This window comes from Stenotrophomonas sp. 71799_Sma (genome assembly GCF_056482505.1).
Genome location: NZ_CM151202.1, coordinates 2,050,469 through 2,077,274, shown reverse-complemented (window position 1 = coordinate 2,077,274; position 26,806 = coordinate 2,050,469). Strand labels below are relative to the sequence as shown.

20 protein-coding genes are annotated in these 26,806 nt (G+C 66.9%); 2 read left to right on the top strand and 18 right to left on the bottom strand.

Annotation, left to right across the window (positions count from 1 at the left end; genetic code table 11):
- Nucleotides 1-29 precede the first annotated feature (29 nt).
- Nucleotides 30-1,079: a LacI family DNA-binding transcriptional regulator gene (locus tag ACZK4Z_RS09690; RefSeq protein WP_049424705.1), complete on the bottom strand. Its 1,050-nt coding sequence runs from the start codon at nucleotides 1,077-1,079 to the stop codon at nucleotides 30-32.
- 96 nt (nucleotides 1,080-1,175) lie between these two features.
- Nucleotides 1,176-3,641: a GH92 family glycosyl hydrolase gene (locus ACZK4Z_RS09685; RefSeq protein ID WP_478451488.1), complete on the bottom strand. Its 2,466-nt coding sequence runs from the start codon at nucleotides 3,639-3,641 to the stop codon at nucleotides 1,176-1,178.
- Between the two features lie 1,053 nt (nucleotides 3,642-4,694).
- Between ACZK4Z_RS09685 and ACZK4Z_RS09680 the strand changes: the two genes are divergently transcribed.
- Nucleotides 4,695-7,772 (top strand): TonB-dependent receptor, encoded by a 3,078-nt coding sequence (locus ACZK4Z_RS09680; RefSeq protein ID WP_125892809.1) that lies wholly within the window; start codon nucleotides 4,695-4,697, stop codon nucleotides 7,770-7,772.
- A gap of 200 nt (nucleotides 7,773-7,972) precedes the next feature.
- Nucleotides 7,973-8,167 (top strand): heavy-metal-associated domain-containing protein, encoded by a 195-nt coding sequence (locus ACZK4Z_RS09675; protein WP_021204511.1) that lies wholly within the window; start codon nucleotides 7,973-7,975, stop codon nucleotides 8,165-8,167.
- A 79-nt stretch (nucleotides 8,168-8,246) separates the two neighbouring features.
- On the opposite strand, the gene cueR is transcribed toward ACZK4Z_RS09675, so the two are convergent.
- From cueR to hisG, 16 genes are all read right to left on the bottom strand, one after another.
- On the bottom strand, nucleotides 8,247-8,702 hold the full coding sequence (gene cueR / locus ACZK4Z_RS09670; protein ID WP_125892811.1) for a Cu(I)-responsive transcriptional regulator: 456 nt from the start codon (nucleotides 8,700-8,702) through the stop codon (nucleotides 8,247-8,249).
- 11 nt (nucleotides 8,703-8,713) lie between these two features.
- The gene (locus tag ACZK4Z_RS09665) at nucleotides 8,714-11,215 is read right to left on the bottom strand and encodes a heavy metal translocating P-type ATPase (protein ID WP_125892813.1); all 2,502 of its coding nucleotides are present in this window, start codon (nucleotides 11,213-11,215) and stop codon (nucleotides 8,714-8,716) included.
- A 173-nt stretch (nucleotides 11,216-11,388) separates the two neighbouring features.
- Nucleotides 11,389-14,346, bottom strand: coding sequence for a TonB-dependent receptor plug domain-containing protein (locus ACZK4Z_RS09660; RefSeq protein ID WP_279912696.1), 2,958 nt, complete (start codon nucleotides 14,344-14,346; stop codon nucleotides 11,389-11,391).
- A 403-nt stretch (nucleotides 14,347-14,749) separates the two neighbouring features.
- A complete protein-coding gene (locus ACZK4Z_RS09655) occupies nucleotides 14,750-15,481 on the bottom strand; it encodes a copper homeostasis protein CutC (protein WP_049424717.1) in 732 nt (243 codons plus the stop codon).
- Nucleotides 15,478-16,476 carry a glycosylasparaginase gene (locus tag ACZK4Z_RS09650; protein ID WP_478451487.1) on the bottom strand — a complete coding sequence of 333 codons (999 nt, stop codon included), beginning with the start codon at nucleotides 16,474-16,476 and terminating at the stop codon, nucleotides 15,478-15,480. The genes ACZK4Z_RS09655 and ACZK4Z_RS09650 overlap by 4 nt, the downstream gene beginning before the upstream one ends.
- A 51-nt stretch (nucleotides 16,477-16,527) precedes the next feature.
- A complete protein-coding gene (locus ACZK4Z_RS09645; protein ID WP_478451486.1) occupies nucleotides 16,528-17,550 on the bottom strand; it encodes a glucokinase in 1,023 nt (340 codons plus the stop codon).
- 84 nt (nucleotides 17,551-17,634) lie between these two features.
- Complete coding sequence (locus ACZK4Z_RS09640) at nucleotides 17,635-17,919, bottom strand: hypothetical protein (protein ID WP_005409434.1); 285 nt, start codon at nucleotides 17,917-17,919, stop codon at nucleotides 17,635-17,637.
- 36 nt (nucleotides 17,920-17,955) lie between these two features.
- The gene (locus ACZK4Z_RS09635; RefSeq protein ID WP_478451485.1) at nucleotides 17,956-19,545 is read right to left on the bottom strand and encodes a calcineurin-like phosphoesterase C-terminal domain-containing protein; all 1,590 of its coding nucleotides are present in this window, start codon (nucleotides 19,543-19,545) and stop codon (nucleotides 17,956-17,958) included.
- Nucleotides 19,546-19,699: 154 nt separating this feature from the next.
- Complete coding sequence (gene hisIE, locus ACZK4Z_RS09630; RefSeq protein WP_075674606.1) at nucleotides 19,700-20,320, bottom strand: bifunctional phosphoribosyl-AMP cyclohydrolase/phosphoribosyl-ATP diphosphatase HisIE; 621 nt, start codon at nucleotides 20,318-20,320, stop codon at nucleotides 19,700-19,702.
- The gene (hisF, locus tag ACZK4Z_RS09625; protein WP_478451483.1) at nucleotides 20,310-21,086 is read right to left on the bottom strand and encodes an imidazole glycerol phosphate synthase subunit HisF; all 777 of its coding nucleotides are present in this window, start codon (nucleotides 21,084-21,086) and stop codon (nucleotides 20,310-20,312) included. The genes hisIE and hisF overlap by 11 nt, the downstream gene beginning before the upstream one ends.
- On the bottom strand, nucleotides 21,080-21,814 hold the full coding sequence (gene hisA, locus ACZK4Z_RS09620; RefSeq protein ID WP_478451482.1) for a 1-(5-phosphoribosyl)-5-[(5-phosphoribosylamino)methylideneamino]imidazole-4-carboxamide isomerase: 735 nt from the start codon (nucleotides 21,812-21,814) through the stop codon (nucleotides 21,080-21,082). The genes hisF and hisA overlap by 7 nt, the downstream gene beginning before the upstream one ends.
- Nucleotides 21,811-22,413, bottom strand: a complete 603-nt coding sequence (gene hisH, locus ACZK4Z_RS09615) for an imidazole glycerol phosphate synthase subunit HisH (RefSeq protein WP_478451481.1) — start codon at nucleotides 22,411-22,413, stop codon at nucleotides 21,811-21,813. The genes hisA and hisH overlap by 4 nt, the downstream gene beginning before the upstream one ends.
- Nucleotides 22,410-23,483: a bifunctional histidinol-phosphatase/imidazoleglycerol-phosphate dehydratase HisB gene (hisB, locus tag ACZK4Z_RS09610; protein ID WP_478451479.1), complete on the bottom strand. Its 1,074-nt coding sequence runs from the start codon at nucleotides 23,481-23,483 to the stop codon at nucleotides 22,410-22,412. The genes hisH and hisB overlap by 4 nt, the downstream gene beginning before the upstream one ends.
- Nucleotides 23,480-24,574, bottom strand: coding sequence for a histidinol-phosphate transaminase (hisC, locus tag ACZK4Z_RS09605; RefSeq protein WP_478451478.1), 1,095 nt, complete (start codon nucleotides 24,572-24,574; stop codon nucleotides 23,480-23,482). The genes hisB and hisC overlap by 4 nt, the downstream gene beginning before the upstream one ends.
- Nucleotides 24,571-25,866 (bottom strand): histidinol dehydrogenase, encoded by a 1,296-nt coding sequence (gene hisD, locus ACZK4Z_RS09600; RefSeq protein WP_478451477.1) that lies wholly within the window; start codon nucleotides 25,864-25,866, stop codon nucleotides 24,571-24,573. The genes hisC and hisD overlap by 4 nt, the downstream gene beginning before the upstream one ends.
- Nucleotides 25,863-26,774, bottom strand: coding sequence for an ATP phosphoribosyltransferase (gene hisG, locus ACZK4Z_RS09595; protein WP_032129944.1), 912 nt, complete (start codon nucleotides 26,772-26,774; stop codon nucleotides 25,863-25,865). The genes hisD and hisG overlap by 4 nt, the downstream gene beginning before the upstream one ends.
- Nucleotides 26,775-26,806: the final 32 nt, after the last annotated feature.

Here is a 26,806-nt window from a genome sequence, read left to right as displayed (position 1 = left end):
TTGTTGCGTGGAAGGGGTGTACGGAGGAATCAGTTCGGTCGTGCGGCACTGCTTTCGCGGATGCGCAGCTGCACCGGCGCAACCGTGCGCCGTGGCGGCGCATCCGGTTCGTCCAGTCGTTGCAGCAGCAGCGCGGCAGCTTGCCGGCCCCGCTCGCGCGGATCGGCAGTGAGTGTGGTCAACGGCGGCACCGCGACCGACGCCTCGGAAATATCATCGAAACCGGTAACGGCAAAGTCACCGCCCGGACGGATGCCACGCGAATTCAAGCCCAGCATCAGGCCCAGCGCGACGGTGTCGTTGTAGCAGACCGCTGCACTCGGGCGATGTCCGTCGGCAAACAGCTCATCGGTGCGCGCCGCAGCTTCCAGGCGGTTCGGCGCCGACTCGATCATCCAGCCCGGCGGCAGCGACAGACCGGCCTCGGCCAGCGCCTGCTGGAAACCGGCACGGCGCTGGTGGCACGAGCTCGATGCAGCGTGGCCGCCGAAGAAGGCGATCTGGCGATGGCCGCGCTCGATCAGGTGGCGCGTGGCCAGATAGGCGCCGTGCTGGTTGTCCAGGGTCAGGAAATCCCAGTCGGCCCCGTCCAGCTCGCGGTTGAACAGCAGCACGTTGGCGTTGGCACCCAGCGCCTGCCGCAGCAGCGCGGTGTCGCTACCCTCGGCCGGCGACAGGATCAGGCCGGCCGGTGTGTGCTCCATCAACGTGGACAGCACTGCCTGCTGACGCTCCGGCGACTCGCCGGTGCTGCCGAGCAGGGTCACGTAACCGCGTCCGCCCAGCGCCTCGTCCACGCCAGACGCGAATTCGGCGAAGAACGGGTTGGACAGATCGTTGATCACCAGCGCGATGCTCGACGAGGTCCGCCGGCGCAGGTTGGCCGCCGCGCGGTTGTAGACATAGCGCTGGCGGCGCAGTTCGGCCTCGACCTTGGCGCGGGTATCGACGTTGACCAGCGGGCTGCCGCGCAGCACCAGCGATACGGTTGCCCGTGACACGCCGATGGCACGCGCGATGTCGGTCACCGTCACCGCCTTGCCGGCGCGCTTGCTGGGACTGCTGCCGTTGTCGTTCATCGTCTTCCCGGACTCCGCTGGATGCTCAAGCCTAATGGATCAGGGCCCTGTCGTGCCGTGCCGTTCGCTGGGTCACCGCGAACGGCACAATCCGTCTCAGCGCAGCTGGCTACCCGGTGCCGCACACCAGGACACCGGCAGGTCCTTCACCGCCGTGCCCCAGCCCTGCTCCGGCGCCTTCGCATCGAGCGCGAACTGCAGGCGCGGGCCCTGCTGCAGCTGGTTCCAGTCCAGCCACACCGGCGCATGCGCCTGGCCATCGACCTTCACAACCTGCACGTACTGCAGGCGGCGGCCATCGGCACCCGGCGCGTCGATGCGCAGGGTGCGGCCATTGCCCATGTCCACTTCCACCTTGCTGAAACGCGGGGTATGCAGCAGGAACTGGCCGCTGCCCGGCACCGCCGGATACACACCGATGGCACTGAACAGGTACCAGGCCGACATCGTGCCGAGGTCATCATTGCCGGTCACGCCATTCGGGGCATTGGTGAACAACTGCTGCGCGGCACGCACCACGGCAGCGGTCTTCCACGGCTGGCCGATCAGCGTGTACAGCCACGGCGAGTGCAGGTCCGGCTCGTTGTTCGGGTTGTAGCGGAACTGGTTGTAGTAGCTGTACGGCCCGACCACCCACTCCTTGCGGGCTGCATTGAGCGGGTCGGCCTGCAGCGCGTCCATCGCGAAGAACGCATCCAGGCGGCGGCCAGCCTGTTCGCGGCCATCCATCGCTTCGACCAGGCCCGGCACGTCCTGCTGCGCCAGCCACTGATACTGCCACGCCGTCCCCTCATGGAAACCATGGTGCGAGCGCGGGCTGTAATGGCCATCGGCCGGCGTGTACCACTGGCCGTCCTCGGTACGCGGGCGCGGGAAACCGGTGAAGCCGGTCTCGGCATCGCGCACCTGCGGGTCCCACACCTTGCGCCAGTTGCGGCCGCGCTCACGCAGCGTCGCCGCGTCCTGCGCGTGGCCGAGGCCATCGGCCATCTGCGAAAGCGCGCAGTCGGCCAGCGCATATTCCAACGTGGCCGAACCGCCGTGGTGCGGATCGACGTCCATGCCCTTGGACGGGAACGCGCGGTCGTAGACCACGTAGCCCTTGTCCAGGTAGGTCGGGTTACCGGAACGGCCGGCCATGCGCGAGTTCAGCGGCGGCGTGCCGAACGCATTGCGACGCAGCGCATCCCACGCCTGTGATTCGCGGCCCTTGAGCGCACCGAAGCGCCACAGGTCGACCATGAACGGCGTGACCGGATCGCCGGTCATGATGTTGGTCTCGAAGTTGGCATAGCCCCAGCGCGGCAGCCAGCCACCCTGCTCGTCGATCGCCAGCAGGGTACGGCCGATGTCACGCGCCACGTCCGGGCGGGTCAGCGCCAGCCACTGGTTCTGCGCGCGGTAGGTATCCCACAGCGAGAAGTACTCGTAATAGGTCCAGCCATCGGCGCGGTGGATACCATCGTCATAGCCGCGATAACGGCCGTCGGCGTCGTTGCCGGTCATCGGCTGCAGCAGCGCGTGGTAGGCCGCACTGTAGAACACGGTGCGGTCATCGGACGTACCGCCCTGCACACGCACCCGACCCAGCTGCTCGCGCCACGACTGCTGGGACAGCGCACGCATGCGGTCGAAACCGAGCAGCGCCCCACCCTGCATGCCGTCTGCGCGCAGATTGATGCGCGCGCCTTCGGCGTCCACATGCGAGATCGCGCTGACCGCCGTCACCGACTGGCCCTTGGCCAGGTCGAAGCTGAGCCAGGCGCCGTTCGGCTTCTGCTCGCCTTCCATGCTGTGGCGCGCACCCGGCAGGCCACCGCCTTCGCCCCAGGTACCGTGTGCCTTGAACGGGCGGTCGAACTCGATGCGGAACCAGGTGGTGTACTGATGGCCACCACAGAAACTCTTGGTGACCAGCTTGCCTTCCACCACGCGGTCGCCGACCACATCAACCACGCTGCCGATCACCGAGTGGCGCTCGTTCGCCTGGCCGACATTGACCAGCACGTGGCCATCGCCACTGCGCTGGCTGAAGGTGTAGCGCTCGGCCGCGGCACGCGTACGCGCGGTGGTCTCGGCATCGATGCCGCCGTAGCTGGTCAGCCGCACCTTGTAATAGCCCGCCTGGCCGATCTCGCCGTCATGCGTGTACGACGCGGCATAGGCCTTGTGGTCAAACTTCTTCGCGTTGCCGGTATCGAAATCGCCGCCGGGACCGATCGAACCGGTCACCGGCAGCACCGACACCTGCCCGCCCTGCTCCCAGCAACCTGCGCCGGAGATGAAGGAGTGGCCGAAACCGCGGATCTTCTCGTCGTCGTAGCGCCAGCCCGAATAGTGGCTGCCGATCGGGCTGACCTGGATCAGGCCGAACGGTGCCGACGCGCCCGGGAACGTGTTGCCGTCGTCCTTGCTGCCGATGAAGGTGTTGACCTCGCGCTCCAGCGCAGCCGGCGCGGCCTGCAGCAGCACCGGCACTGACGACAGTGCGAGCAGGCAGGCCAGGCGCAGCAGCGGGCGCGAGGACACTGGGACGGCGGGATCGGACGGCACTGGACGCATGTCGGGTTCCTGTAGTCGATGAGGCGGAGGCAGACGGCCGGGGCCGTCCGGCACCGTTCCGCTGAGCCCCGCCATGACTGGCAGAAAGCTCCCCCTGGAATGACGCCCGACCCACCAGACCGTGAATTTAGATCGATTCAAGTAGAGCATGCAGGTTCAGCCGAATGCATTCTGCGGCGCAGCATGAGAGGGGGGGTTCGGCAGGGCTGCGCCCTGCACTCGCTCCGAGCTGGAGCAACAGCAACAGCAACAGCTGATTTCCTGTGGGGAGGCGGGGTGGGTCCGGTTGCGGGGGCCGCTGCAAGTACGTCCATGTAAGCTCGGTCGCCGCATCCATGCGGCTCACGCCCCCGCAACCGGACCCACCCCGCCTTCGACAGTTTCTCGCGATCTGCAGTAGATCCACGCCATGCGTGGATCAATCTCTGTCGGATAACGAAATCAATCGGGATCAGATCCGTTTTCCAACGGAAAACGGATCTGACCCCATGACCTCGCGTGATTCCAGGACCTATCCAACCGTCACCAGGAAACTGTCGGGGGTGGGGCGATGTGGGCTGGCAGGACCGTTGGCGCCATGGATGGCGCCATCGAGCCCCCATGGACGGGTTTACGGCGTGTCCTGCCAGCCCACACCGCCCCGCCAAACCAGCAGAAACCCAGAGCCGCTTTGGCTTTGGCTTTGGCTGTTGCCGGCCAGCGGCCGGCACTACAGCAGGTGCAGGGCGCAGCCCTGCCGCCCCACCCTCCCCTGCGCACGAAAACGATTTCACTGATTTCAGCAAACCGTCATGCCTTCGCCACGCCAGTACCATATTGCGGAGCAGCATGCGCCCGCGGGCGACCCATGCTAAAAAACGCCCGCCCATCGCTTAGATCGATCCAAGAACGACACTGCGATGGCCGGGAGTTGGGGGAGCAGCAACAGGACGTACCAGGCCACGCGCACGGTGCTACTGCCACTGCATGGCAATAGCGACAATGTCACTTCAAATTAGATCGATTCAAGTTGTCCGTGCCACGTCACCGGATCAATCCAGGAGAGAGGGAGAGATGGGAATGAAGCATTCAACACGTACGCATGGCCAGGACGCACTGGCGCTGGCCATCGCGCTGGCCTTGGCCGCCGCCGTCATTCCGGCTGGCGCCGCCGCGCAGCAGGCCGCTTCCACCGGCTCGCAGGAAGCCACCAACCTGGACAGCGTCCAGGTCACCGGCTACCGCTACGCCATTGAAAAGAGCCTTGAGCAGAAGCGCGACGCCAACGCCGTGGTCGAAGTGATCACCGCCGAAGACGTCGGCAAGTTCCCCGACAAGAACGTGGCCGACGCACTGCAGCGCGTGCCCGGCGTGGTCATCACCCGCAGTGGCGGCGAAGGCAAGAGCGTCAGCGTGCGTGGCCTGGCACCCGACCTGACCCTGACCCAGTTGAACGGCAACTACGTGGCCACGTCGGAAACCAACGACGAAGCCACCCGTTCGTTCAACTACACCCTGTTGCCGTCGAACATGCTGTCCAGCGCCGAGCTGTTCAAGTCGCCGGAAGCACGCATCGATGAAGGCGGAATCGGCGGCACGGTCATCCTGCACACCCGTCGCCCGCTGGACATGGAATCCAACTCGGGCTTCGTCACGCTCGAGGGCACCTCCTCCGATACCCACCACGATATCGACCCGCAGGCGTCGGCCCTGTATTCGTGGCACAGCAAGGACGAGCGTTTCGGCGTGCTGATCGGCGTGACGCAGCAGAAGCGCACCACCCGCACCATGGAAGCCAGCACCGAGGACTACCAGTGGTATGGCGCCGGCAAGGCGCGCGATGCCTATGGCAACGTGCAGGCGCAGGATGGTATCCACTACTGGTGGGGCAAGTCCGGCTTCAACAACCAGACCGGCGGCAACTACAGCGACTTCTTCATGCCGACGTCGGTCAACTTCGCGGTGAAGGAAGAGAAGCGCGAACGCAAGGGCGGCCAACTGACCTTCCAGTTCAAGCCGGTCGACAACGTTACGATGACGGCCAACTACTTCCGCTTCGAGCTGCAGGGTGACTACACCCAGAACATGCTGAAGATTCCGGAATGGAGCATGGCCCGCTTCAACGGCGATGGAAACTGGGCCGGCGGCCGCCTGCTCAACGGCCTGGATTTCGATCCCAGCGGCAACACCGTTACCGGCGCCCAGTTCGAAAAGCTGGCTGGAAAGACCTACTACTGCAGCGAAGACCAGGCCAAGGCCGCTGGCCTCAAGCCCGGCGGCTGGGGCCCGGACGACTGCACGGTTCCGACGCCGCAGCTGACCGGTGGCTACAGCAAGGAAAAGGCGCTCTCGCAGACCGCTGACCTGACCATCGACTGGGACATCAGCCCGCTGTGGAAGGCCTCGTTCACCGGCGGCCGTACCTGGTCCGAAGGTGGTCCGTCGATGAACTTCCGGATGTCGGCCAAGCCGCGCCGCAAGGTCGGCAACGATTACCTGTCGGGCAACCTGTACAGCGCCTGGGACCTGACCGGTACGCCGTCGGCCACCTTCTCGCCCGACCTGCAGCAGCAGCTGATGAACGGCATCGCCGAAGTCGACACCGGCTCGACCGATTCGTCGTGGAAGCGCACCGAGGTCAAGCAGAACTACTTCCAGGCTGACGTCACCAAGCTGTTCGAGTCCGGCTGGCTGGACTCGATCCAGTTCGGCGCCAAGTACCGTGACGGCAAGGTCCACCGCAATACCGGCAACACCTACTGGGTGTGCCCGGGCCGCGACCCGGCCGACTATGACAACAGCCGCTACCAGAGTGGCTGCGATCCGACTGCGGGCGACGCGCAGCCGGGCTTCTTCCTGTCCAATCCGATCAACAACATCGCGGGCGGCTTCAATGCCAACGTGTTCCCGGGCATCAACTACCCGGCCTACATCGATTACCTGAACAAGACCTACGGTGGTTCTCACAACCGCACCGAGGAAGACTTCGTCTACAACGTCAACGAGAAGATCTACTCGGGCTACTTCCAGGCCAACTTCCGCACCGAACGCGTGCGCGGCAATGTCGGCGTGCGCGTGGTGCGTACCAAGCAGTTCGCGCAGTCCTCCGACTCGATCGAGAAGTTCAACGACTACTTCCTGGACAACGCGTCCGGCGCACCGATGGCGTGCACCGATCCGGCCGCTGCGGCCTACCCGACCTACAGCTGCGAGAGCGGCTTCGTGCGCCTGCCGCACGATCTGGCGCAGAGCAAGACCTACAGCCTGATCGGCGTGGATCGCACCTACACTGACGTACTGCCGAGTTTCAATATCGCCTGGGACATCACCGACACGCTGGTGCTGCGTGGTGCCGCGTCGAAGGTGATCGCCCGCCCCGGCTACACCGACATCGCAGCACCGGGTGCACTGAGCTACTACAGCGAGGAGTACGTCAATGATCGCCGCGTTGCCGGTGGCGCATCGACCGCAGGCTGGGTCGGCCAGGGCAGCAACAAGCAGCTGGAACCGTTCAAGGCCACCCAGTTCGACCTGGGCCTGGAGTGGTACTTCCAGCCGGGCGCGGTCGCCGGCGTCGGCCTGTTCCGCAAGAACGTGGACAACTTCACCCTGCCGGTGGTGCGCGACACGCCGATGGTCATCAACGGTGAAGCGGTGAACGTGCAGCGCTACGAGACCCAGGCCAATGGCCGCGATGGTGTCTCGCAAGGCGTCGAGCTGTATGGCCAGTACACCTTCGATTTCGGCTTCGGCGTGCAGGCCAACTACACCTACAACGACACCAACCTGGCCTCCATTGTTCTGGACGGTCAGGAAATCGGCTCCTCGCCACTGGTCGGCAGCGCCAAGAACCAAGCCAACGTGACGGTGTTCTACGAGAACGAGAAGTTCCTCGCGCGCGCCTCGTTCAACCGTCGCGGTCAGGTTGTCGGTGGGCTCAACAATGGCCTCACCGTCTACACCGAGCCGTATGACCAGCTGGATCTGAACGTGGCCTACAACCTGACCCCGGACTGGACCCTGACCGCCTCGGTGATCAATGCCACCAAGTCCGAGCAGCGCGTGCACCTGGGAAGCGACACCAAGGCACGCCTGATCTCCAATACCTACGCAGGCCGCCAGCTGTACTTCGGCGCTACCTGGAAGTTCTAAGGCAACACCGGGTTGCCCGGGCCCGCCCCGGTGCAACCCACGCCCCGCCCTGGCGGGGACGTTCCTCCACGGCAGCCGCGCTGGTACAGGTGGCTGCCGTTTTCATTGGTGCTTTGTCTTCGGTTCAGCCCTGCGCTTGACCCTGCCAATGTTGGAAGGTGCACACTGGCGCCACCCCAAGAGCACCGAAGGAGCTACAGATGGAATTCCACGTGGAAGGCATGACCTGCGGCGGCTGCGCACGCAGCGTGACCAAGGCGATCGAGCTGGTCGATCCGCAGGCCAGCGTGCAGGCAGATCCCGCCAGCCGTCGCGTGCAGGTACAGACCTCGGCCAGCGAAGCGCAGATCGTGGCGGCGCTGACCGATGCAGGCTTCCCGCCGCGCACGGCCTGATCCCCTAGCCTGCGCCTGCAACGAAAAACCCGCCCGGTGCAGCTGCACCGGGCGGGTTTTTCATGTATGCAACGCCAGGTCAGTGCTTGTGCGTGCGGCGCCGTACTGCACCGGTCTTCGCGGTCTCCGGCGGTGCCAGGGTCTCTTCATCCTCGCCCAGCCGCTGCAGGATCGGGCATTCCGGGCGCTCATCGCCCGCACAGCAGCTGATCAACGACTTCAGCGTGTCGGCCATCTGCCGCATGCTTTCGATACGCTGCTCCAGGTCGGCGATGTGCTGTTCGGCAAGTTGCTTGACGTCGGCACTGTGCCGCGAGGTGTCGTTCCACAGGCCGAGCAGATCGGTGATCTCGGCCACCTGGAAGCCAAGATCGCGCGCCCGCCGAATGAAGCGCAGGCGGTGGATGTCCGCCTGCGAGTACGCCCGGTAGCCGGACTCGGTGCGATCGGCCGCGGGAATCAGGCCGATCTGTTCGTAGTAGCGGATCATCTTCGCCGAAACGCTGGAGGCCTTGGCGGCTTCACCGATGTTCATGCGGTTCTCCTTCAGTGGCTCGCGGCGGGGGTATCCGCCATCGGCGCCTGGAAGCGGCGCAGGCGCAGCGCGTTGCCCAGCACGAACACGCTGGACAGCGCCATCGCACCGGCGGCGAACACCGGCGACAGCAGCACGCCCCAGACCGGGTACAGCACGCCGCCAGCCACCGGAATCAGCGCGGTGTTGTAGGCAAAGGCCCAGAACAGGTTCTGCCGGATGTTGCCCAGCGTTGCCTTCGACAGCGCGATGGCATTCGGCACGCCCTGCAGGTTGCCCGACATCAGCACCACATCGGCCGACTCCACCGCGATATCGGTGCCGGTCCCGATCGCCAGGCCGACATCGGCCTCGGCCAGCGCCGGCGCATCGTTGATGCCGTCACCAACGAAGGCGACATGGCCGTGCGTGGCCTTCAAGCGACGCACCGCTTCGACCTTGCCTTCCGGCAGCACCTCGGCAACGACTTCATCGATACCCAGCTGGCGTGCGATCGCCTGCGCGGTGCCGGCATTGTCGCCGGTGATCATCGCCACCTTCAGGCCCAGCTGGTGCAGTGCCGCGATCGCGGCCGGCGTGCTCGGCTTGATCGGATCGGATACTGCGATGATCGCTGCCAGGCGTCCATCGATGGCCGCGTACAACGGCGACTTGCCCTGCGCGCCGAGTTCGGCCGCCAGCGCCGCAAATGCAGTGATGTCCACGCCCAGGTCGCGCATGAAGCGATCAGCACCGACCTCCACACGCGCACCCTCCACGCTGGCGCGTACACCCATACCGGTGACCGATTCGAAGTCGACCATGGCCGGCAATGCGAGGCCCTGCTCGGTGGCTGCATCGACAATGGCACGGGCGATCGGATGCTCCGAACGTGACTCCACGGTAGCCACCGCGGCCAGTACCGTGGCGCGATCAAAGCCGTCGGCGATCTCCAGGTCGGTCAGGCGCGGGCGGCCTTCGGTCAGCGTGCCGGTCTTGTCCACCGCCACCACCTGCGCGTCCTTCAGCAACTGCAGTGCTTCACCCTTGCGGAACAGCACGCCCATCTCGGCGCCACGACCGGTTCCGACCATGATCGACGTCGGCGTCGCCAAGCCCATCGCGCAGGGGCAGGCAATGATCAGCACCGCCACCGCATTGACCAGCGCAAAGCTCAGCGCCGGCGATGGGCCGAAGATCAACCAGACCAGGAACGTGGCCAGTGCGGCCAGCATCACCGCCGGCACGAACCACAGGGTGACCTTGTCGACCACCGCCTGGATCGGCAGCTTCGAGCCCTGTGCCTGTTCGACCATGCGGATGATCTGCGCCAGCATGGTCTGCGCGCCCACCGCCGTGGCACGCACGGTCAATGCACCTTTCTGGTTGACCGTGCCGCCGACCACGCTGCTGCCCGGCTGCTTCTCGACCGGAATCGGTTCGCCACTGATCATCGACTCGTCGATGTAGCTGCGGCCCTCGATCACCTCGCCATCGACCGGCACGCGCTCGCCCGGGCGCACTTCCACCACATCGCCGCTCAGAACCTCGTTGACCGGGATCTCGATCGTGCGGCCGTCACGGATCACATGCGCGACCTTGGCCTGCAGGTTGACCAGGCGCTTGATCGCCTCGGAGGTACGGCCCTTCGCGCGCGCCTCAAGGAAGCGGCCGAGCAGGATCAGCGCGACGATCACCGCCGCTGCTTCGTAGTAGACGTTCACCGTGCCCGGCGGCAGCAACCGCGGTGCAAAGGTCGCCACCACCGAGTAACCGAACGCTGCGGCGGTACCCACCGCCACCAGCGAGTTCATGTCCGGCGCCAGCCGCAGCAGTGCCGGGAAACCCTTCTGGTAGAAACGGCGGCCGGGAATGGCCAGCACCAGCAGGGTCAGTACGAACTGCAGGTACCAGCTGGTCTGCATGCCGAGGGTGGCCATCACCCATTCGTGCATGCCGGGAATCAGGTGCGAACCCATTTCCAGCACGAACACCGGAAGTGCAAGTGCGGTGGCCACGATCAGGTCGCGTTTCAGTTCGGCGCGCTCGGCATCCTTCTTTTCCGCCGCTTCGTCATCGGACTGAACGCCCGCTTCGATGGCATGGGCGGCATAACCGACCTTGTCGATGGCCGCTATCAGCGCGTCTACGCCCGCAACGCCGCGCACGGTCGCACGCTCCGTGGCCAGGTTGACGCTGGCTTGGCTGACGCCCGGTACCGCCAGCAGCGCGCGCTCGACGCGGCCGACGCAGGAGGCACAGGTCATGCCTTCCACTGCCAGCTCGATGGTGCCGGCCGGCACGTCATAACCCACCCGCTCCACCGCCTGGATCAGCGCGGCGCGATCAACCGGACCGGACGCGCGGATATCCGCACGTTCGGTGGCCAGATTGACCGAAACACTGCCGACGCCCTCGACCTTGGACAGCGCCGCTTCGACACGACCGACGCAGCTGGCGCAGGTCATGCCCTCGATGGGCAGGCTGATGGTGGACGGGCTTGCGGGGACTGCAGTGGCGCGGGGCGTGCTCATGATCGGATTCCCGGGGTTCCTTCTGGATGCGGACAGGCTAAACCTTGCCATCGTGGGAAGGTCAAATCCAGCCACCCCGGGGTTCATGAAGGGATTCATCCACGCATGGCGTGGATCTACCGGGCGGACGGGGGCGCCTTGCGGATCAAGGCCCGACGCCCCCGCTGTCCGCCTCAGAAGGTGAACACGTACTCCAACGCGAACTCGCGGCCAACCGCGCCGAGCAGGCGGGTCGGGGCGAAATCGTAGTCCAGCTTGTACGGGTCCTTGTGGTTCCAGCTGGCCGAGTTGAACGCGTTGTTGACGTAGACGTTGACCTTGGCGTGCTCGGTCACCTGGTAGCCCACGTTGAAGTTCCAGGTGATGAACGGCCCGACCCGCCCGTAGTAGCGCGCCGTCTGCTGGCCGGCGTTGGGATTCGGATTCGGCGAGCCGTCCGGACGCGTCGCCGGCTCCAGGCAGTTGAGCGACGGGCTGTCGCTGGGCACGTAACCATCGGCGAACGGCAGGCAGCCGCCAGGATTGTTCAGGCGATCGGTGCCCCAGTGATAGCGCACGCCCGGCACCGAACCGATGCGATCGGCATAGACATTGGCGTTCCAGTTGCCGCGCTGCCAGGCCAGGCTTGCACGCAGCTTGCTGCGCAGGTCGCGATCGCGGCGTTCCGGATTCGGATCGTTGGCGTAGCGCTGTTCCTTGGTTGAGATCTGGTTGGTGTAGTTAAGGCCGAGCTGGAAGCTGCCCCACTGCGCGGTTTCAAGGCGATAGCGTGCGGTCAGGTCGATGCCGCGCACTTCGCGGCTGGCCAGGTTGAACGGGCCACGTTCAATCGATACCAGGCGACCATTGCTGTCACGGTTCACGCGGGCCAGGATGCCAGCGCAATACTCGCCACCGGCCGGATTGGCCCACGGCGTACCGTCCATGTTCTTGCCGGTCAGGCAGCCCGCTTCGCTGGCCAGCACCTCGTCGGCGCCAACGTCGACGATCATGTCTTCCAGCTTGATTGCCCAGTAGTCGGCACTGACCGACAGATTGGGCATCACGTCCCAGACGAAACCGACCGTCCACGAATCACCGGTCTCCGAGCGCAGCAGCGGCGTGCCACGCCGGTTCACGTCGAACGTGTACCAGACATCGGTATTGCCCACGCCACAGTTGTTGACCAGGTACGCGCCGCTCTGGATGCAGCGCAGGCGGTCATAGGTCTGCACTTCGGAGCTGCTGGGCTGGCCCAGCAGGTAGTGCATGTCCGGCGCATGGAAGCTGGTGGCATAGGAGCCGCGCACCAGCAGCGACTCCACCGGGCGCCATTCCAGGCCGACATTCCAGGTGGTCTCCTTCTGGCTGCCGATGTCCAGCGCTTCGCCGCTGTTGTCAGCCTTGTAGCTGCCATAGCGGTCATAGCGCGCGGCCGCAGTGGCGGTCACGCTTTCCAGCAGCGGAATCTTGAACTCGACACCGGCCGAATAGCGGGTGCGCTCGCCGCCACCGCGATCGACGTTCTGCAGGTCGAAGTCGATGCCGGCGCGCGGATCCGGACTGAGGTGGTAGCCCTGCTGCGCGACTTCGGCCACCGCCGCGAACGAGATCGGGCCGGCCCAGCCCTGGAACAACTCGCCGGTGATATCCGCCGAAGCCTGATTGACCCATGAGGACGCACGGTTCTTCGCCACGGTGCCCATCTGCCAGTACTGATCCGGCGTCAGCGGGTTCCACCAGCGCGATTCGTTCAACGCATAGATCGCCTCGCCGTCGGCGGTAGTGCCCAGCTTCGGGCCGAGGAAATAGTCGTACGACTTCTGCTTGTCGACCACGTTCTGCCGCTCTTCAACGCGGTAGTAGGAACGCCCCACCGTGGCGCTCCAGTCGAAGCGATCGGCCAGGCGACCACGCAGGCCCGCACTCCAGTCCCAGGACAGTTCACGGTTGGTGTTGCGCAGCGTATCCAGGCCGCCCACCTCGTTCGGGGTGAACTGGCGCACGCCGAGGATCGGGCGATTGCGGTTGGCATCCCAGTAGTAGCCGTTGTCATCGTCGATCAGCGACACGCCGGGCGGATTGGTGCCCCAGATCGCTTCGGAACGGTATACCGCCAGGTTGGTCCAGGCCTGCAGGTCGTTGCTGAAATCGAAGGTGGCATACAGGTTGCCGGACACGTTCTCGGCACCGCCGGTGAGCAGCCAGTTGGCGTAGTCGGCGCTCATGCCGCACAGGCGGCCGGTGTTGGTGATGGTGTTGGCGGCGTAGTTGTAGACCAGGCGATCGGCGGTGTAGTACTCCCCGTCGAACTTCTCGCAGGTGCCGGTGGGCGGCGCCAGGCGCTGGCCGGTGGTGGGATCGATCAGCGCCAGGCCGGCGGTGGGACGGAAGCCGACCTTGCGTTGTTCCATGTTCCAGGACGGGTACGGCGCATCGTCGGCATCGTCCATCTGCGGACGGTCACGGCCGAACAGCGGATCGCGCTTGGTGTACTGCAGCGCGTAGGTCACGCTCCAGTTGTCGCCGGTCTTGCCGCCGGCCCAGGACAGATCCCAGGTATCGCGACCGCCTTCGGTGGAGGTGCCGCCGCGCACGCGCACTTCGTCGCCGTCGTAGTTCGTCTTCAGGATGACGTTGACCACGCCGGCGATCGCATCCGAGCCATAGATGGCCGAGGCGCCACCGGTCAGCACTTCGATGCGCTCCACCGCGGCAGCGGGAATGTTGCCGTAGTTGGAGAAGTTGGTTTCGCCGCCGTAGGGCAGCGGGTAGTCCGCTACGCGACGCCCGTTGACCAGCAGCAGCGAACGGTTCGGGCCCATCCCGCGCAGGTTCAGGCCGCTGGCATTGGGCGTGTGCGAACCCCACTGCGAGGCCGCCTCGACGGTACCGGTGGCTTCAGTGAGCGTCTTCAGTGCGTCGTAAACGCTGACGAAGCCTTCCTTCTGGATCTGTGCGGCGGTGATCACGTTGACCGGCGCCGGGCCTTCAACGCTGGCGCGCTTGATGCGCGAACCGGTGACGGTGACCGCGTCGAGATCCTTGGTGGACGAACTGGCGGCCTCCTGCGCGCTGGCCGCCAGGGGCAACAGGGCCAGGACCAGGGCCTGGGACAGCAGATGACGACGCTTGCGGACGATCTGAGCCATGGGTGGTTGCTCTTCGAAAGTGTGGACGCACGGACGGGTGGTGGCGCGGCACTACGGCTGATCCGGGCACCTGGATCGGTTCAAGACCGTCCCGACACCCTCCCCTGTGGATCGATCCAAACTAAAGCACAGCTGAACCACGCCCGGCATGCGGCGACGCAGCAACACGTGGCGTAATGCCGTTATCGGCTGCAGGTATCCAAAACAATCAACGGGTTGCGAAACATCGCTGAGAAGACGGCGCACACGTCGATGACACGATCGCGACAATCGTGCGCGGAACTATTTTGTCCGTGGCGGGCCGGCATACGGGGTCGGATCCCCTCAAGGAGGGGCCCTGACCCGACTGCATCCAGATGGAGTCAGAGCCCTTCTGCGAAGGGATCCGACCCGGGGCTTGCGATCAGGCGTCCAGCGCCTGCCGCAGCGCGGCTACGGTGGCGGTGGCGGTCTGGCTCCAGTCCGGGTCCAGCCCTCGCAAAGCCGGGTTCTGGAACTGCATGGCCGAGCGCCGCAGGCCCTTGGCCGAGGCGTGCAGTTCGGTGCAGCCGGTCTGCCTTGCCACGGTAGCGATGTTGCCCGGTGCCAATCCGGCACCAGCCATCACCGTAATGCGGCCTGCTGCCTGGGTAACGAGGCCTGCCAGCACATCGGCACCCGCCTCGGCACTGACCTGACCGCCCGAGGTCAGCACGCGCTGGCAACCCAGCCCGATCACCTGCTCCAGCGCCGCCGGCAGATCGCGGGCGGCATCGAAGGCACGGTGGAAGGTCACCTGCAACGGCCCGGCAGCCTGCACCAGCTCGCGGCACAGCGCCACGTCGATCCCGCCCTGTACATCCAGCGCGCCGATCACCACGCCATCGCAGCCCAGTGCGCGGCACTGCGCGATGTCACGCAGCATCAGTTCGGCTTCCAGCCCGTCGTAGTGGAAGTCGCCCGGGCGCGGCCGCACCAGCACGAACAGCGGAATCGACAGGCGTTCGCGGGCAATCGCAATGCTGGCGAACGACGGTGTGGTGCCGCCTTCGGCCAGGTTGTCGAACAGCTCGATGCGGTCGGCACCGCCGGCCTGCGCGGCCAGCGCCGATGCCAGCGAATTACTGGCGATCTCCAGGGTGAGCCGCGTGCTCACGTCTGGGTGCTCGTGTAGATCGATGGCGAGTCGCGCAGGTCATCCTGGCGCTGCCCATCGCAGACCGCGTAGACAAAGCCGCGATGCAGCGCGTAAGCGCCGACCTCGCCCTGCTTGTTCATGGCCAGGAAGCAGACCTGCAGTGTCTTGCTCGCTTCCGGGCGCTTGCGCACCACGCGGTCGATCGCTTCGCGGCAGGCCTGCGCCGGCGAGCGCCCCTGGCGCATCAGCTCGACCACCAGGAACGAGGCGGCGTTGCGGATCATCTCTTCACCCACGCCCGAAGCAGTGGCCGCGCCCACTTCGTTGTCGACGTACAGGCCGGCACCGATGATCGGACTGTCGCCAACGCGACCGTGCAGTTTCCACGCCATGCCGCTGGTGGTGCAGGCACCGGCCAGATGGCCCTTGGCATCCAGCGCCAGCATGCCGATGGTGTCGTGGTTGTCGCTGTTGCCGGGAATACCGCGGCGCTCGGCATTGATCTGTGGCTGGTACTTCTCGGTCTTCAGCCACTCGCGCCAGGCCGCTTCGGCCTGCGGCGTCAGCAGGTGCTTGCGTTCGAAGCCCTGCTGCACCGCGAACTGCTGCGCGCCCTCGCCCACCAGCAGCACGTGCGGGCTGTTCTCCATCACTTTGCGCGCCACCGACACCGGATGCAGGATGTCGACCAGCGCCGCCACCGCACCACAACGGCCATCGCCATCCATGATGCTCGCGTCCAGGCTCAGCACGCCGTCGCGATCCGGATTGCCGCAATGGCCGACGGTGGGGTTGCACAGCTCGCTCTCGGCCCAGCGTGCGCCTGCTTCCACCGCATCCAGTGCGCTGCCACCCTGCGCCAGTACTTTCCATGCGGCCTGGTTGGCCGGCACGCCGAAGTCCCAGGTCGAAACCACCTTGGCCCCACCCTGCGTGCGCGCCTGCACGCCCGGCAAAGCCGCCATGCCTGCGGCCAGTGCACCGGCCTGCAGGAACTGCCTGCGATCCACCATCGTCCCCTCCCAGTCTGCAATGCACGGCCGGCCCGATGCCGGCCCTGCCGATCAGTCGTGCATGGGCTGCCGTGCGGCGTGCCAGACCGCTGCACCGAGCACGCCCAGCTGGCCGTGCTCCACGCGCCATACCGGCACCTGGCGCAGCACTTCGGTCAGCACGCCCTTGTTGAGGAAGCGCTCACGGAAGCGGCCATCGGCCAGGAAATCCTGCACATGCGCGGAAATGCCCCCGGCCAGGTACACCGAACGCGCGCCGACGGCGATCGCCGCGTCGCCGGCCAGGCTGCCCAGCCAGGCACAGAAGACCTGCAGCGTTTCCACCGCCAGTGCATCCTCGGCGCTGCGCGCCGCGCCGATCAACGCCTCGGTGCTGGTCCACACCGGGGTGACGCCGCGCAGTTCGCACAGGCACGGATACAGGTTCATCAGGCCACTGCCGGACAGCACGCGCTCGTTGTCCACGTGCGCCCAGCGCTGCAGCAACTTGCCCAGCACCTGCAGTTCCAGCGCGTTGCCGGCGCCGAGCGCGGCATGACCGATCTCGCTGGCCAGCACCGGGCGCTCGCCATCGGCGAAACGCAGCGCGGCGCCCAGGCCGGTACCGGCACCCAGCACCAGCGCCGGAAAGGCCTGCGCCGGATCGGCGTCGCCATTCAGTGGGACCAGGGTTTCCGGCTGCAGGTACGGGATGGCCAGCGCCACCGCTTCGAAATCATTGATCAGCTGCAGTTCGCGCAGGCCGGACTGTTCGCGCGTGGTCGACAGCGAGACTGTCCACGGCAGGTTGGCATTGATCAGCACATCGCCATCGAGCAGGCCGGCGATGGCGACCACCGCGGTCTGCACCGGCTGGCCAAGGCCTGCGGTGAAATCGGCCAGGATCGCGGCCAGGCTGGGATGCTCGGCGCAGGCATAGGTGCGATGGCTGCCCAGCAGCGGCGCGTGGCCGGGTTGGGTCTCAGCCAAGGCCAGGCGGGCGAAGGTGCCGCCGACATCGGCAACGACCAGATGGCGCGGAAGACCGCCGCGGGCGGAGTCGGAGGAAACCGGGGACGCTGCTGCGATGGTCACGCTGGCCTGCTTGGATCGATTGAATCGCCCCGATTCTCAGGCATCGGGGCGGCTTTGCCTAGCACGCCGATGGTTCAGGTTGGCCTACATGCCTTCCTGTTCGGCCACCTGCACACCATCCACCAGCACGCGCAGCCGCTGCGGGCGGAAGCCGGCAAACAGCAGCGGCCGGGTGCGCTCGACCAGCACTTCGTGGCCGGCGATGTGACGCAGCCACGACTGTACCAGCGAGAACGAGAAGTGGGTGCCCGGATGCAGCGGGTGCTGCACCCAGACCTTCTCGGTGGCGCTCTGCAGCAGCATCGCGCCGGTGAACCAGTGGCGGCTGAGGGTCACCGGCGTGGTGCCGGCCATGAAGCGGATATCCATGCGGGGTCCTTTCGCGTTGGGCAGCGGCGCCCTGGATCAGGGCTGGGCAGTCTGCAGGCTGTAGCTGGTGGTGGCGGTGAACACTGCACCATCAGGCTGGGTGGAGCGTACCTCGACCTTGTGGCTGCCCACCGCCAGATCGGTCGGCAACGCGCCGCGCCACAGGTGCGGCGATGCAGTGGCCTCCGGCGAGCGATCGTAGCCACGCAGGCTGCTGGCCAGATCATCGGCCACGTTCTCCACCATCAGGCGCGGATCGGGCTGGCTGACCTGCTTCATCGGCTGCCAGGCGCCGCCATCCACGCGGTACTCGACCACGCTCGCGTCCTCGCCCATGTAGACGTTGGCATAGATGCCCCAGGCCGGGTAGGCGCCCTGGCGCAGCACCTTGGGTGCATGCAGGCCGATCTGCTCGGTGGCCGGCTGGCCGGCCACGCGGTACTGCAGCTTGTAGCTGCCGTTGCCGGCCACGTCGAGCAGCGCATAACCCTTCGGTGTGCCATCGCTCATGGTGCTGTCCGGCACGCCGGCGGCATTCTTGACGCCCGACCAGAACGCACCACAGTTGGCACCGACGTTGTATTCGTGCAGCGGCTTGTCACCGTTCCAGCCCTCGGCCTTGCCGTGGTAGACGTGCTGCTGGGTGTGGCTGTGGCCGCTGAGCACCAGCACGTTGCGGAAGTCCTTCAGCAGGTCGAACAGGCGCTGGCGGTCGGCGTGACGGAAGGTCTCGCGCCCCGGCGCCGCGTCGAACAGCGGGATGTGCATGCCCAGCACCAGCAGGCGGTCCTTGTGCAGGCCCTTCAGGTAGCTGGCGAGGAAAGCGAACTGGTCTTCGCGCAGGCCACCGACATACTTCGGCTTAGCCTTGGGGTCATACACCACGTCGTCCAGGAACACGAAACTGGCGCCGCCCTCTTCCACCGCGTAGGTGTCCGGGCCGTAGATGTTGCGCCAGCTGTCCAGCGAATGCTCATCGCTGGCCGCATCGAAGTCGAGGTCGTGGTTGCCCGGCACGTGGAACCACGGCAAGCCGAGCGCGGTGGTGACCTTGTTGATCGCCGGGTACAGGGTCAGGTCATCGTTGACGATGTCACCCAGGGTGGTGCCCATGCGCGCCCTGGTCTGGCCAACCAGCGGCGCCACGATCGACTGCTGGTAGTAGCCGATGTCCTTCAGGCTGGCGGTCTGCGAATCGGTGAACACCAGCATCTGGAAACCACGGCGGCTGTCATGGCGGTCCGCCTGCAGCGCGAAATCCCAGTTGCGGGTGATATCGCTGGTGGCGGCGATGCCACCGTACTTCAGTGCGGGCGAGCCATTCGGGCGGTAGTGGCGCCAGAACGACGGCAGGCCGTCGGTCGCCTTCGGGAAGGCGTAGGCATCGGGCTTGATCACGAATACGGTCTGGCCGTCGCGCACCGGCAGGCTGTAGCTGCCGTCGGCGGCCGTCTTGACGATGGTCTCGCCGTTGGAAACCTGCACCCCGGCCAGACCCGGATCGGTCGCACCCCGCCCGGGCCTGCCGTCGCGCTCCAGATAGACCTTGCCGCTGACCACGGTATCCGCGGCCCAGGCCGGCGAGGTCAGCAACAGGCAGCACAGCCAGGCGGCAGGCAGTTTCATGGGCGGTCCGGGAAAGAAAGACCGCCTATTGTAGATTCCGTTGATGACATCGCGCACGCGGTGGCGCATTGCCGGTAGTGCCGGCCGCTGGCCGGCATCCAGCCGATGCCCGACGATCATGAGGTTGCCGGCCAGAGGCCGGCACTACCGTTCCTCAACGATGGCGCTTTTCCAGCACCGCCCGCGCATCATCCAGCGACAGCCCGCGCGCGCGCAGCAGCACCAGCAGGTGATACAGCAGGTCCGAGGCCTCGCCCAGCAACGCCTCGTCATCCTGCGCCACGGCGGCCAATGCGGTCTCCACGCCCTCCTCGCCCACCTTCTGCGCGATGCGGCGGATGCCGCCCTCGAACAGGCTGGTCGTATAGCTGCCCGGCGGACGCTGCGCTTCGCGCATCGCCACCAGCTGGCCCAGCCCGCCCAAGAAGTCCTTTGGCGCCTGGTCGAAACAGCTCTCGGCACCGGTGTGGCAGGTTGGCCCTGCCGGGCGTGCCATCACCAGCAGGGTGTCGGCATCGCAGTCGACACGGATCGACTGCACCACCAGCACGTTGCCGGACTGCTCACCCTTGGTCCACAACCGCTGCTTGCTGCGGCTGAAGAAGGTCATGTGGCCGATGGCCAGCGTGGCCGCCAATGACTCGGCACTGACATAGCCGAGCATCAGCACCTGCAGGGTATCGGCATCCTGCACCACCGCCGGCAACAGGCCGTCGCCCTTGCCCCAGTCCAGCGCCTGCAGCGCATCCAGCGACGGCCTCACTTCAATAGACATCCCGCACCTCGATCTGCTGTCCGCGCAGGTAGCGCTTCAATTCTGGAATAGCGATGGCGCCGCTGTGGAACACACTGGCCGCCAACGCGCCGTCGACGTCGGCCTGGTCGAAGGCCTCGGCGAAGTGCTCCATCGCGCCGGCACCGCCCGAGGCGATCAGCGGCACCTGGCACAGGGCCCGCGCCTGCTGCAGCTGCACGACATCGTAGCCACGGCGCACGCCATCGCTGTCCATGCAGTTCAGCACGATCTCGCCAGCGCCACGCCGTTGTGCTTCGACAATCCAGTCCAGCGTGCGCAGCGCCACCGCTTGGGTCTTGCCCGGGTCGCCGCTGAAACGGCGCACCCGCCACTGGCCATCCGCCTCGCGAACCGAATCGACACCGACCACCACGCATTGCACGCCAAACTCGTCTGCCAACTCGGTGATCAGCTCCGGGCGGCCCAGCGCCGGCGAGTTGATCGACACCTTGTCGGCACCGGCGAACAGCACGCGGCGCGCGGTTTCCACGCTGTCGATGCCACCGGCCACGCAGAACGGAATATCGATCAACCGCGCGATGCGCTCGATCCAAGCCACGTCCACCGAACGCGCTTCGGGGCTGGCGCCGATGTCATAGAACACCAGCTCGTCGGCGCCCTGGTCGCGATAGCGCTGGGCCAGTTCGGCGATGTCGCCCATGTCGACGTGGTCGCGGAAGCGCACGCCCTTGACCACGCGACCGTCGCGCACATCCAGGCACGGAATGATGCGTCGGCTCAACATGCCAGCGCCTCCGCCAGGTCCATGCGCTGCTCCAGCAGCGCCTTGCCGAGGATCGCACCGCCGCAGCCCACACGTCGCGCTTCGGCCACATCGGCCACGTTGCGGATGCCGCCGGAGGCCTGCACCACCACGCCCGGCAGCAGCGCCGACAGGTGCTGGTAGAGACTGATGTTGGGCCCGGCCAGCATGCCGTCGCGGGCGATGTCGGTGCACAGCAGATGGCGCATGCCGGCGCGCGCGTAGCGCCGGGCCAGGTCATCCAGGGTCACCCCGGCGTTCTCGGTCCAGCCGTGCACCGGCAGCTGCCACTGCCCCTGTGCGTCCTGGCGAGCGTCCAGCGCAATCGTGATGCGCTCGGCGCCGAACTCTTCCAGCCAGCCGACCACTTCATCGGGACGGCGCACCGCCAGCGAACCCACCACCACGCGGTTGGCACCAGCATCGAGAATGCGCGACACATCATCACGACCGCGCACGCCGCCACCGGTCTGCACCCGCAATGGCGTCTGCCCGCGGATATCCGCCAGCAGCGGCGCGAGCGTGTAGCCACCGGCGCGCGCAGCGTCCAGGTCGACCAGATGCATCCACTGCGCACCCTGCGCGGCAAAGGCCTGCGCGCGCGGCAGCGGATCGTCGCCATAGGAGGTTTCCTGCGCATAGTCGCCCTGGCGCAGCCGCACCACGCGGCCGTCGCGGATATCCAGCGCGGGGTAGACGATGAAACTCATGCAGTAGTGCCCTCGAGGAAGTTGCGCAGCATCAGCGAGCCGGTCTCGCCGGAGCGCTCCGGATGGAACTGTGCGCCGTAGTAGCGCCCCTGCTCCACCACAGCGGTGAACAGGCCACCGTGGTCGCAGGCAGCGACGGTGTGGGTATTGAGCGGCGCCGCATAGCTGTGCACGAAGTAGGCGCTCGCGCGCTCCGGCACACCGCGCAGCAGCAGCGATTCGCGCAGCGGGAGCAGGCGGTTCCAGCCCATGTGTGGCACGCGGATGCCGCAGGCCGGCACCAGCTTGCGCACGACGCCGGGAATCAAGCCCAGTGTCTCGACGCCGGCCTCCTCGGAGCGCTCGAACAGCAGCTGCATGCCCAGGCAGATGCCCATCAACGGAACTTCCAGTCGTTGCAACAGCTCCACCAGGCCCTGTGCGTGCAGGCGCTGCATGCCGGGACCGGCGGCGCCGACGCCGGGCAGGATCACCCGCTGCGCACCGACCAGACCGTCCGCATCGCGCACCAGCCGCACCGTCGCGCCCAGGCGCTCCAATGCGTAGCGCACCGAGCCCAGGTTGGCACCGCCGGCGTCGATCAGCGCAACGTCGCTCACAGCGCCCCCTTGGTGCTCGGCAGTGCCGTGCCCTGGCGGGCCAATGCCGGGCGCAGCGCGCGCGCCAGTGCCTTGAAGCAGGCCTCGACCTTGTGGTGATCGTTGTCACCGCGCACCTGCAGGTTGAGGTTCAGGCCGCTGGCATCGCACAGCGAACGGAAGAAGTGCGGCACCAGCTCGGTCGGCATATCGCCCACGCGCTCACGCTTGAACTCGCCCTCGAACACGAAATAGGGGCGGCCGCTGAAATCCAGCGCAGCGCTGGCCAGGGTCTCGTCCATCGGCAGGGTGAAGCCGTAGCGGCCGATGCCGCGCTTGTCGCCCAGCGCCTCGCGCAGGGCCTGACCCAGCGCCAGCCCGGTGTCCTCGATGGTGTGGTGCTCGTCGATGTGCAGGTCGCCCTCGGCCTGGATGTCCAGCGCGAACCCGCCGTGCTTGCCGATCTGTTCCAGCATGTGGTCGAAGAACGGCAGTCCGGTGGCGATGCGCGCATCACCGGCACGGTCCAGATCCAGTTCAACTCGGATCTTCGTCTCCTTGGTGTTGCGCTGGACCACCGCGATGCGTGGCGCGTCGGCCAGTGCGTGGGCGATGCCCGGCCAGTCCCACTCGCCACCGAACTGTTCAGTGCGCAGCTGGAAGCCACGGATGTTGAGGTTGTCGGCGAACTGCAGGTCGGTGATGCGGTCGCCGACCATGCCCGAGCGCGCCCAGTCGATGCTGCGGTCCTGCAGGTAGGCGGTCATCAGGCCGATGCCCGGCTTGCGGGTCGGCGCATTGTCCTGCGGCCAGCTGCAGTCGATCAGCACGTCACGGAAGGTGATCCCCTGGCTCTCGAAGATCTGCAGCATCAGGTCGTTGGGGCCATCGAAGCTGGCGCGCGGATAGCTGTCGCTGCCGAGGCCATCCTGGTTGGTGACAATCACGAACTGGTAGCCGGCATCGCGCAGCTTCAGCAGCGCCGGGATCACCTGCGGCACGAAGCGCAGCTTCTCGTAGGCGTCGATCTGGAAATCGGACGGCTCCTCGATGAGGGTGCCGTCGCGGTCGATGAACAGGATCGGTGTCATGCTGCGGCCCTCCGCGCCGACAGGGCCGCAAGCACGCGGTCATTCTCTTCGGGGCTGCCGATACTGATGCGCAGTGCATCACCCAGCTGCGGCGCGGCGCGCTGGTCGCGCACCACCACACCGGCATCCAGCAAGGTGTCGAACGCTGCCTGCGCATCAGCGAAGCGGACCAGCAGGTAGTTGCCGGCCGAGCGGTACACGCGACGAACGCCGGGCAGGCCTGGCAGCGCCGCGAACAGGCGTTCGCGCTCGGCAATGACCGTGGCTACGCGCTCGGCGGTGCGTGCCAGTGCGGCCGGCTGCAGCGCCTGCACGGCCAGCTCGGCGCACGGGGTCGGCACCGGGTACGGCGCCTGGCAGCGCCGCAGTACGGTAATCAGTTCCGGCGCGGCGATCAGGGTGCCGATGCGCGCGGCCGCAAGTGCGTGCGCCTTCGACAACGTGCGCAGCACTGCCAGATTGGCATGCGTGGCCAGCAACGTGGTCGCCGACGGGCGCTGCGCATACTCGACATAGGCCTCGTCCACCACCACCAGCGCCTGCCCACGCAAGGCAACCGCCACGCGCTCGACCTCGTCCAGGGTGATATCGCTGCCGGCCGGGTTTGACGGTGCGCACAGGAACACCAGCGTGGCATTGCGTGCCCTGGCCGTGTCGATCACAGCATCCAGATCGGCACGCAGGCCGTCTTCGGTATCCACCAGGGGCACTTCAATCGGTGCGGCGCCCTGCAGGCGCGCGCAGACCGCGTACATGCCAAACACCGGCGGCGTGACCAGCACGCCATCGCGGCCCGGCACGCACAGGGCACGCACCAGCAGATCAATGGCTTCGTCGCTGCCACGGCCGATCAGCAGCTGCGGCGGCGTCACGCCGTACAGCGCCGCCAGGCCCTCACGCAACGCCAGCGGCTGCGGCTCCGGATAACGCCGGCTGCTGCCCGCGGCGTCGGCCGGATTGGCCCAGGCCGACTCGTTGGCGTTCAACCAGACCTCGCCCTGCACCGCCGCGCTGCGCGCCGAACTGTAGCCGGCGAAGGCCTGCAGATCGGGGCGCACCAGTGCGAGCACCTCATCGATAGCCGCGTTCATGCCGCTGCCTCCATGCGAAGCGCAACCGCACGCTCATGCGCATCCAAGCCTTCGGCGCTGGCGATGATGCGTGCGCAGCCGCCGATTGCCGCCAATCCTGCAGCGCTGGCGCTCTGTACGCTGATCAGGTTCTGGAAGCTGGCAACGCTGACGCCGCTGTAGGCACGTGCGGCACCGGCGGTGGGCAGCACGTGATTGGTGCCGCTGCAGTAGTCGCCCAGCGCTTCGGGGGTGTAATCGCCCAGGAACACCGAGCCGGCGGCCTGCACCTTGTCCAGCCACGCGCGCGGATCGCGCAGGGCCAGGATCAGGTGCTCGGGCGCATAGAGGTTGCTGATCGCGAAGGCCTCGTCCAGCGAATCGACCTGGATCAGCCGCGACGCCGACAACGCCTGTCGCGCGATCTGCTGGCGCGGCAGCAGGGCCACCTGGCGCTCCACCGCTGCCTCGACCGCCGCCAGCATCGCGGGGTCGTCGGTCAGCAGCAGTACCTGCGAATCCGGACCGTGCTCGGCCTGCGACAGCAGGTCGGCGGCAACGAACGCCGGATTGGCGCCGGCATCGGCGATCACCAGTACTTCGGAGGGACCAGCCGGCATATCGATGGCGGCGGCGCCATCCTGTGCGACCTGCTGCTTGGCTTCGGTGACGAAGCTGTTGCCGGGCCCGAATAGCTTGTCGCAGGCCGGAATGCTGGCCGTGCCATAGGCCATCGCGGCGATCGCCTGCGCGCCGCCCAGCTTGAACACGCGCTGCACGCCGGTCAGGCGCGCGGCCACCAGCACTGCCGGATCGGCGCTGCCATCGGCGCGCGGCGGCGTACACAGCACCACCTGCGGGCAGCCGGCCAACTGCGCCGGAACGCCCAGCATCAACGCGGTGGACGGCAACGGCGCGCTGCCGGCCGGTACGTACAGGCCCACCCGGCCGATCGGGCGCAACATGCGTTCGCAGACCACGCCCGGCGCGGTTTCAACTGCATAGCCTTTGCCCATGCCAGCGGCGTGGAAGCGCGCGATGCGTTCGGCGGCTTCGACCATCGCCTGTCGCAGTTCGGCGGGCACGGCGGCTTCGGCAGCGGCGAATTCGGCTTCGGAAACTTCAAACGAGGCCAGCTCGACACGGTCGAAACGTGCAGTAATCGCACGCAATGCGTCGTCGCCCTGCGCGCGCACCTGTGCAATCAGGGCCGCCACCGCGTCACGGGTCTGCTGCGCCACGGTCTGCACCGGGCGGGTCAATGCCGCGCTGCGCGCGGCCTCATCAAGTCGGGACCAGATCAGACGGTTCATGCCAGCGACCGCTCCACGCTCAGTACCATCAGGCCCTGCGCACCCGCGCGCTCGAGTTCCTCCATGCGCTGCCAGCTCAGCGGGCCGGGGCACATGGTCTGCAAGCGCAGCGCACCGCCATCGGCCGGCAACCGCACCAACGGCTCGGCATCGGCCAGCAGCTGCGCCAGCGCGTCGACGCGGTCCTCGCTGGCACGGAACATCAACAGCTTGCGGTCCTGGCGCTGAACCACGCCGTCGAGGCGGCGCAGCAGCATCGCGCGCAGCGATGCACGTGCATCATCCGGCGCGCGCACCGCGCCGGCCAGCACCGCCTCGCTGTCGAGCAGGTTGTGCACTGGGGTCAGCTGATTGGCGCGCAGGGTGGCGCCGCTGGACACCAGATCGCAGATCAGGTCGGCGGTGCCCAGGCGCGGGGCGATTTCCACCGAACCGGACAGCTCGACCACCTGTGCGTCCACGCCCTGCTCGGCCAGCCACTGCTTGAGGATGGCCGGGTAGCTGGTGGCGATGCGGGTGCCGGCCAGCTGCGCCGGACCCTGCCACTGCCATTCCTCGGGCACCGCCAGCATCAGCCGGCACTGGCCGAAGCCCAGCCCGCGCAGCGCCTGGTAGGCGTCCGGCAGGCCGATCTGACGGCGTGCCGCGGCCTGTTCGTCCAGCTCGTTGCGGCCGACGATGCCGAGGTCGCAGACGCCGTCGGCGATCAGGCCGGGGATGTCGTCGTCGCGCACCAGCAGCAGGTCCACCGGCAGCGATTCGCCGTAGCAGAACAGCTTGTCGCGGCTCTCGCGCCAGCTCAGGCCGCAGGCGCTGAGCAGGTTGCGGGCGGGTTCGGCCAACCGGCCACTCTTCTGGATGGCGATACGCAGCCGGTCTCGTGCCGGCGCTGCCTGGGTTGCACTCATGGGGGATGTCTCGAAGTTCGGAACGGGGCGCG

Coding starts and splice junctions, on each gene's coding strand:
- cueR (WP_125892811.1), bottom strand. CDS start 8,702: ATGAACATCGGTGAAGCCGCCAAGGCCTCCAGCGTTTCGGCGAAGATG.
- ACZK4Z_RS09665 (WP_125892813.1), bottom strand. CDS start 11,215: ATGAGCACGCCCCGCGCCACTGCAGTCCCCGCAAGCCCGTCCACCATC.
- ACZK4Z_RS09690 (WP_049424705.1), bottom strand. CDS start 1,079: ATGAACGACAACGGCAGCAGTCCCAGCAAGCGCGCCGGCAAGGCGGTG.
- hisIE (WP_075674606.1), bottom strand. CDS start 20,320: ATGTCTATTGAAGTGAGGCCGTCGCTGGATGCGCTGCAGGCGCTGGAC.
- hisB (WP_478451479.1), bottom strand. CDS start 23,483: ATGACACCGATCCTGTTCATCGACCGCGACGGCACCCTCATCGAGGAG.
- ACZK4Z_RS09675 (WP_021204511.1), top strand. CDS start 7,973: ATGGAATTCCACGTGGAAGGCATGACCTGCGGCGGCTGCGCACGCAGC.
- hisF (WP_478451483.1), bottom strand. CDS start 21,086: ATGTTGAGCCGACGCATCATTCCGTGCCTGGATGTGCGCGACGGTCGC.
- ACZK4Z_RS09635 (WP_478451485.1), bottom strand. CDS start 19,545: ATGAAACTGCCTGCCGCCTGGCTGTGCTGCCTGTTGCTGACCTCGCCG.
- ACZK4Z_RS09685 (WP_478451488.1), bottom strand. CDS start 3,641: ATGCGTCCAGTGCCGTCCGATCCCGCCGTCCCAGTGTCCTCGCGCCCG.
- hisC (WP_478451478.1), bottom strand. CDS start 24,574: ATGAACGCGGCTATCGATGAGGTGCTCGCACTGGTGCGCCCCGATCTG.
- ACZK4Z_RS09650 (WP_478451487.1), bottom strand. CDS start 16,476: ATGGTGGATCGCAGGCAGTTCCTGCAGGCCGGTGCACTGGCCGCAGGC.
- ACZK4Z_RS09640 (WP_005409434.1), bottom strand. CDS start 17,919: ATGGATATCCGCTTCATGGCCGGCACCACGCCGGTGACCCTCAGCCGC.
- ACZK4Z_RS09660 (WP_279912696.1), bottom strand. CDS start 14,346: ATGGCTCAGATCGTCCGCAAGCGTCGTCATCTGCTGTCCCAGGCCCTG.
- ACZK4Z_RS09680 (WP_125892809.1), top strand. CDS start 4,695: ATGGGAATGAAGCATTCAACACGTACGCATGGCCAGGACGCACTGGCG.
- hisA (WP_478451482.1), bottom strand. CDS start 21,814: ATGAGTTTCATCGTCTACCCCGCGCTGGATATCCGCGACGGCCGCGTG.
- hisG (WP_032129944.1), bottom strand. CDS start 26,774: ATGAGTGCAACCCAGGCAGCGCCGGCACGAGACCGGCTGCGTATCGCC.
- hisD (WP_478451477.1), bottom strand. CDS start 25,866: ATGAACCGTCTGATCTGGTCCCGACTTGATGAGGCCGCGCGCAGCGCG.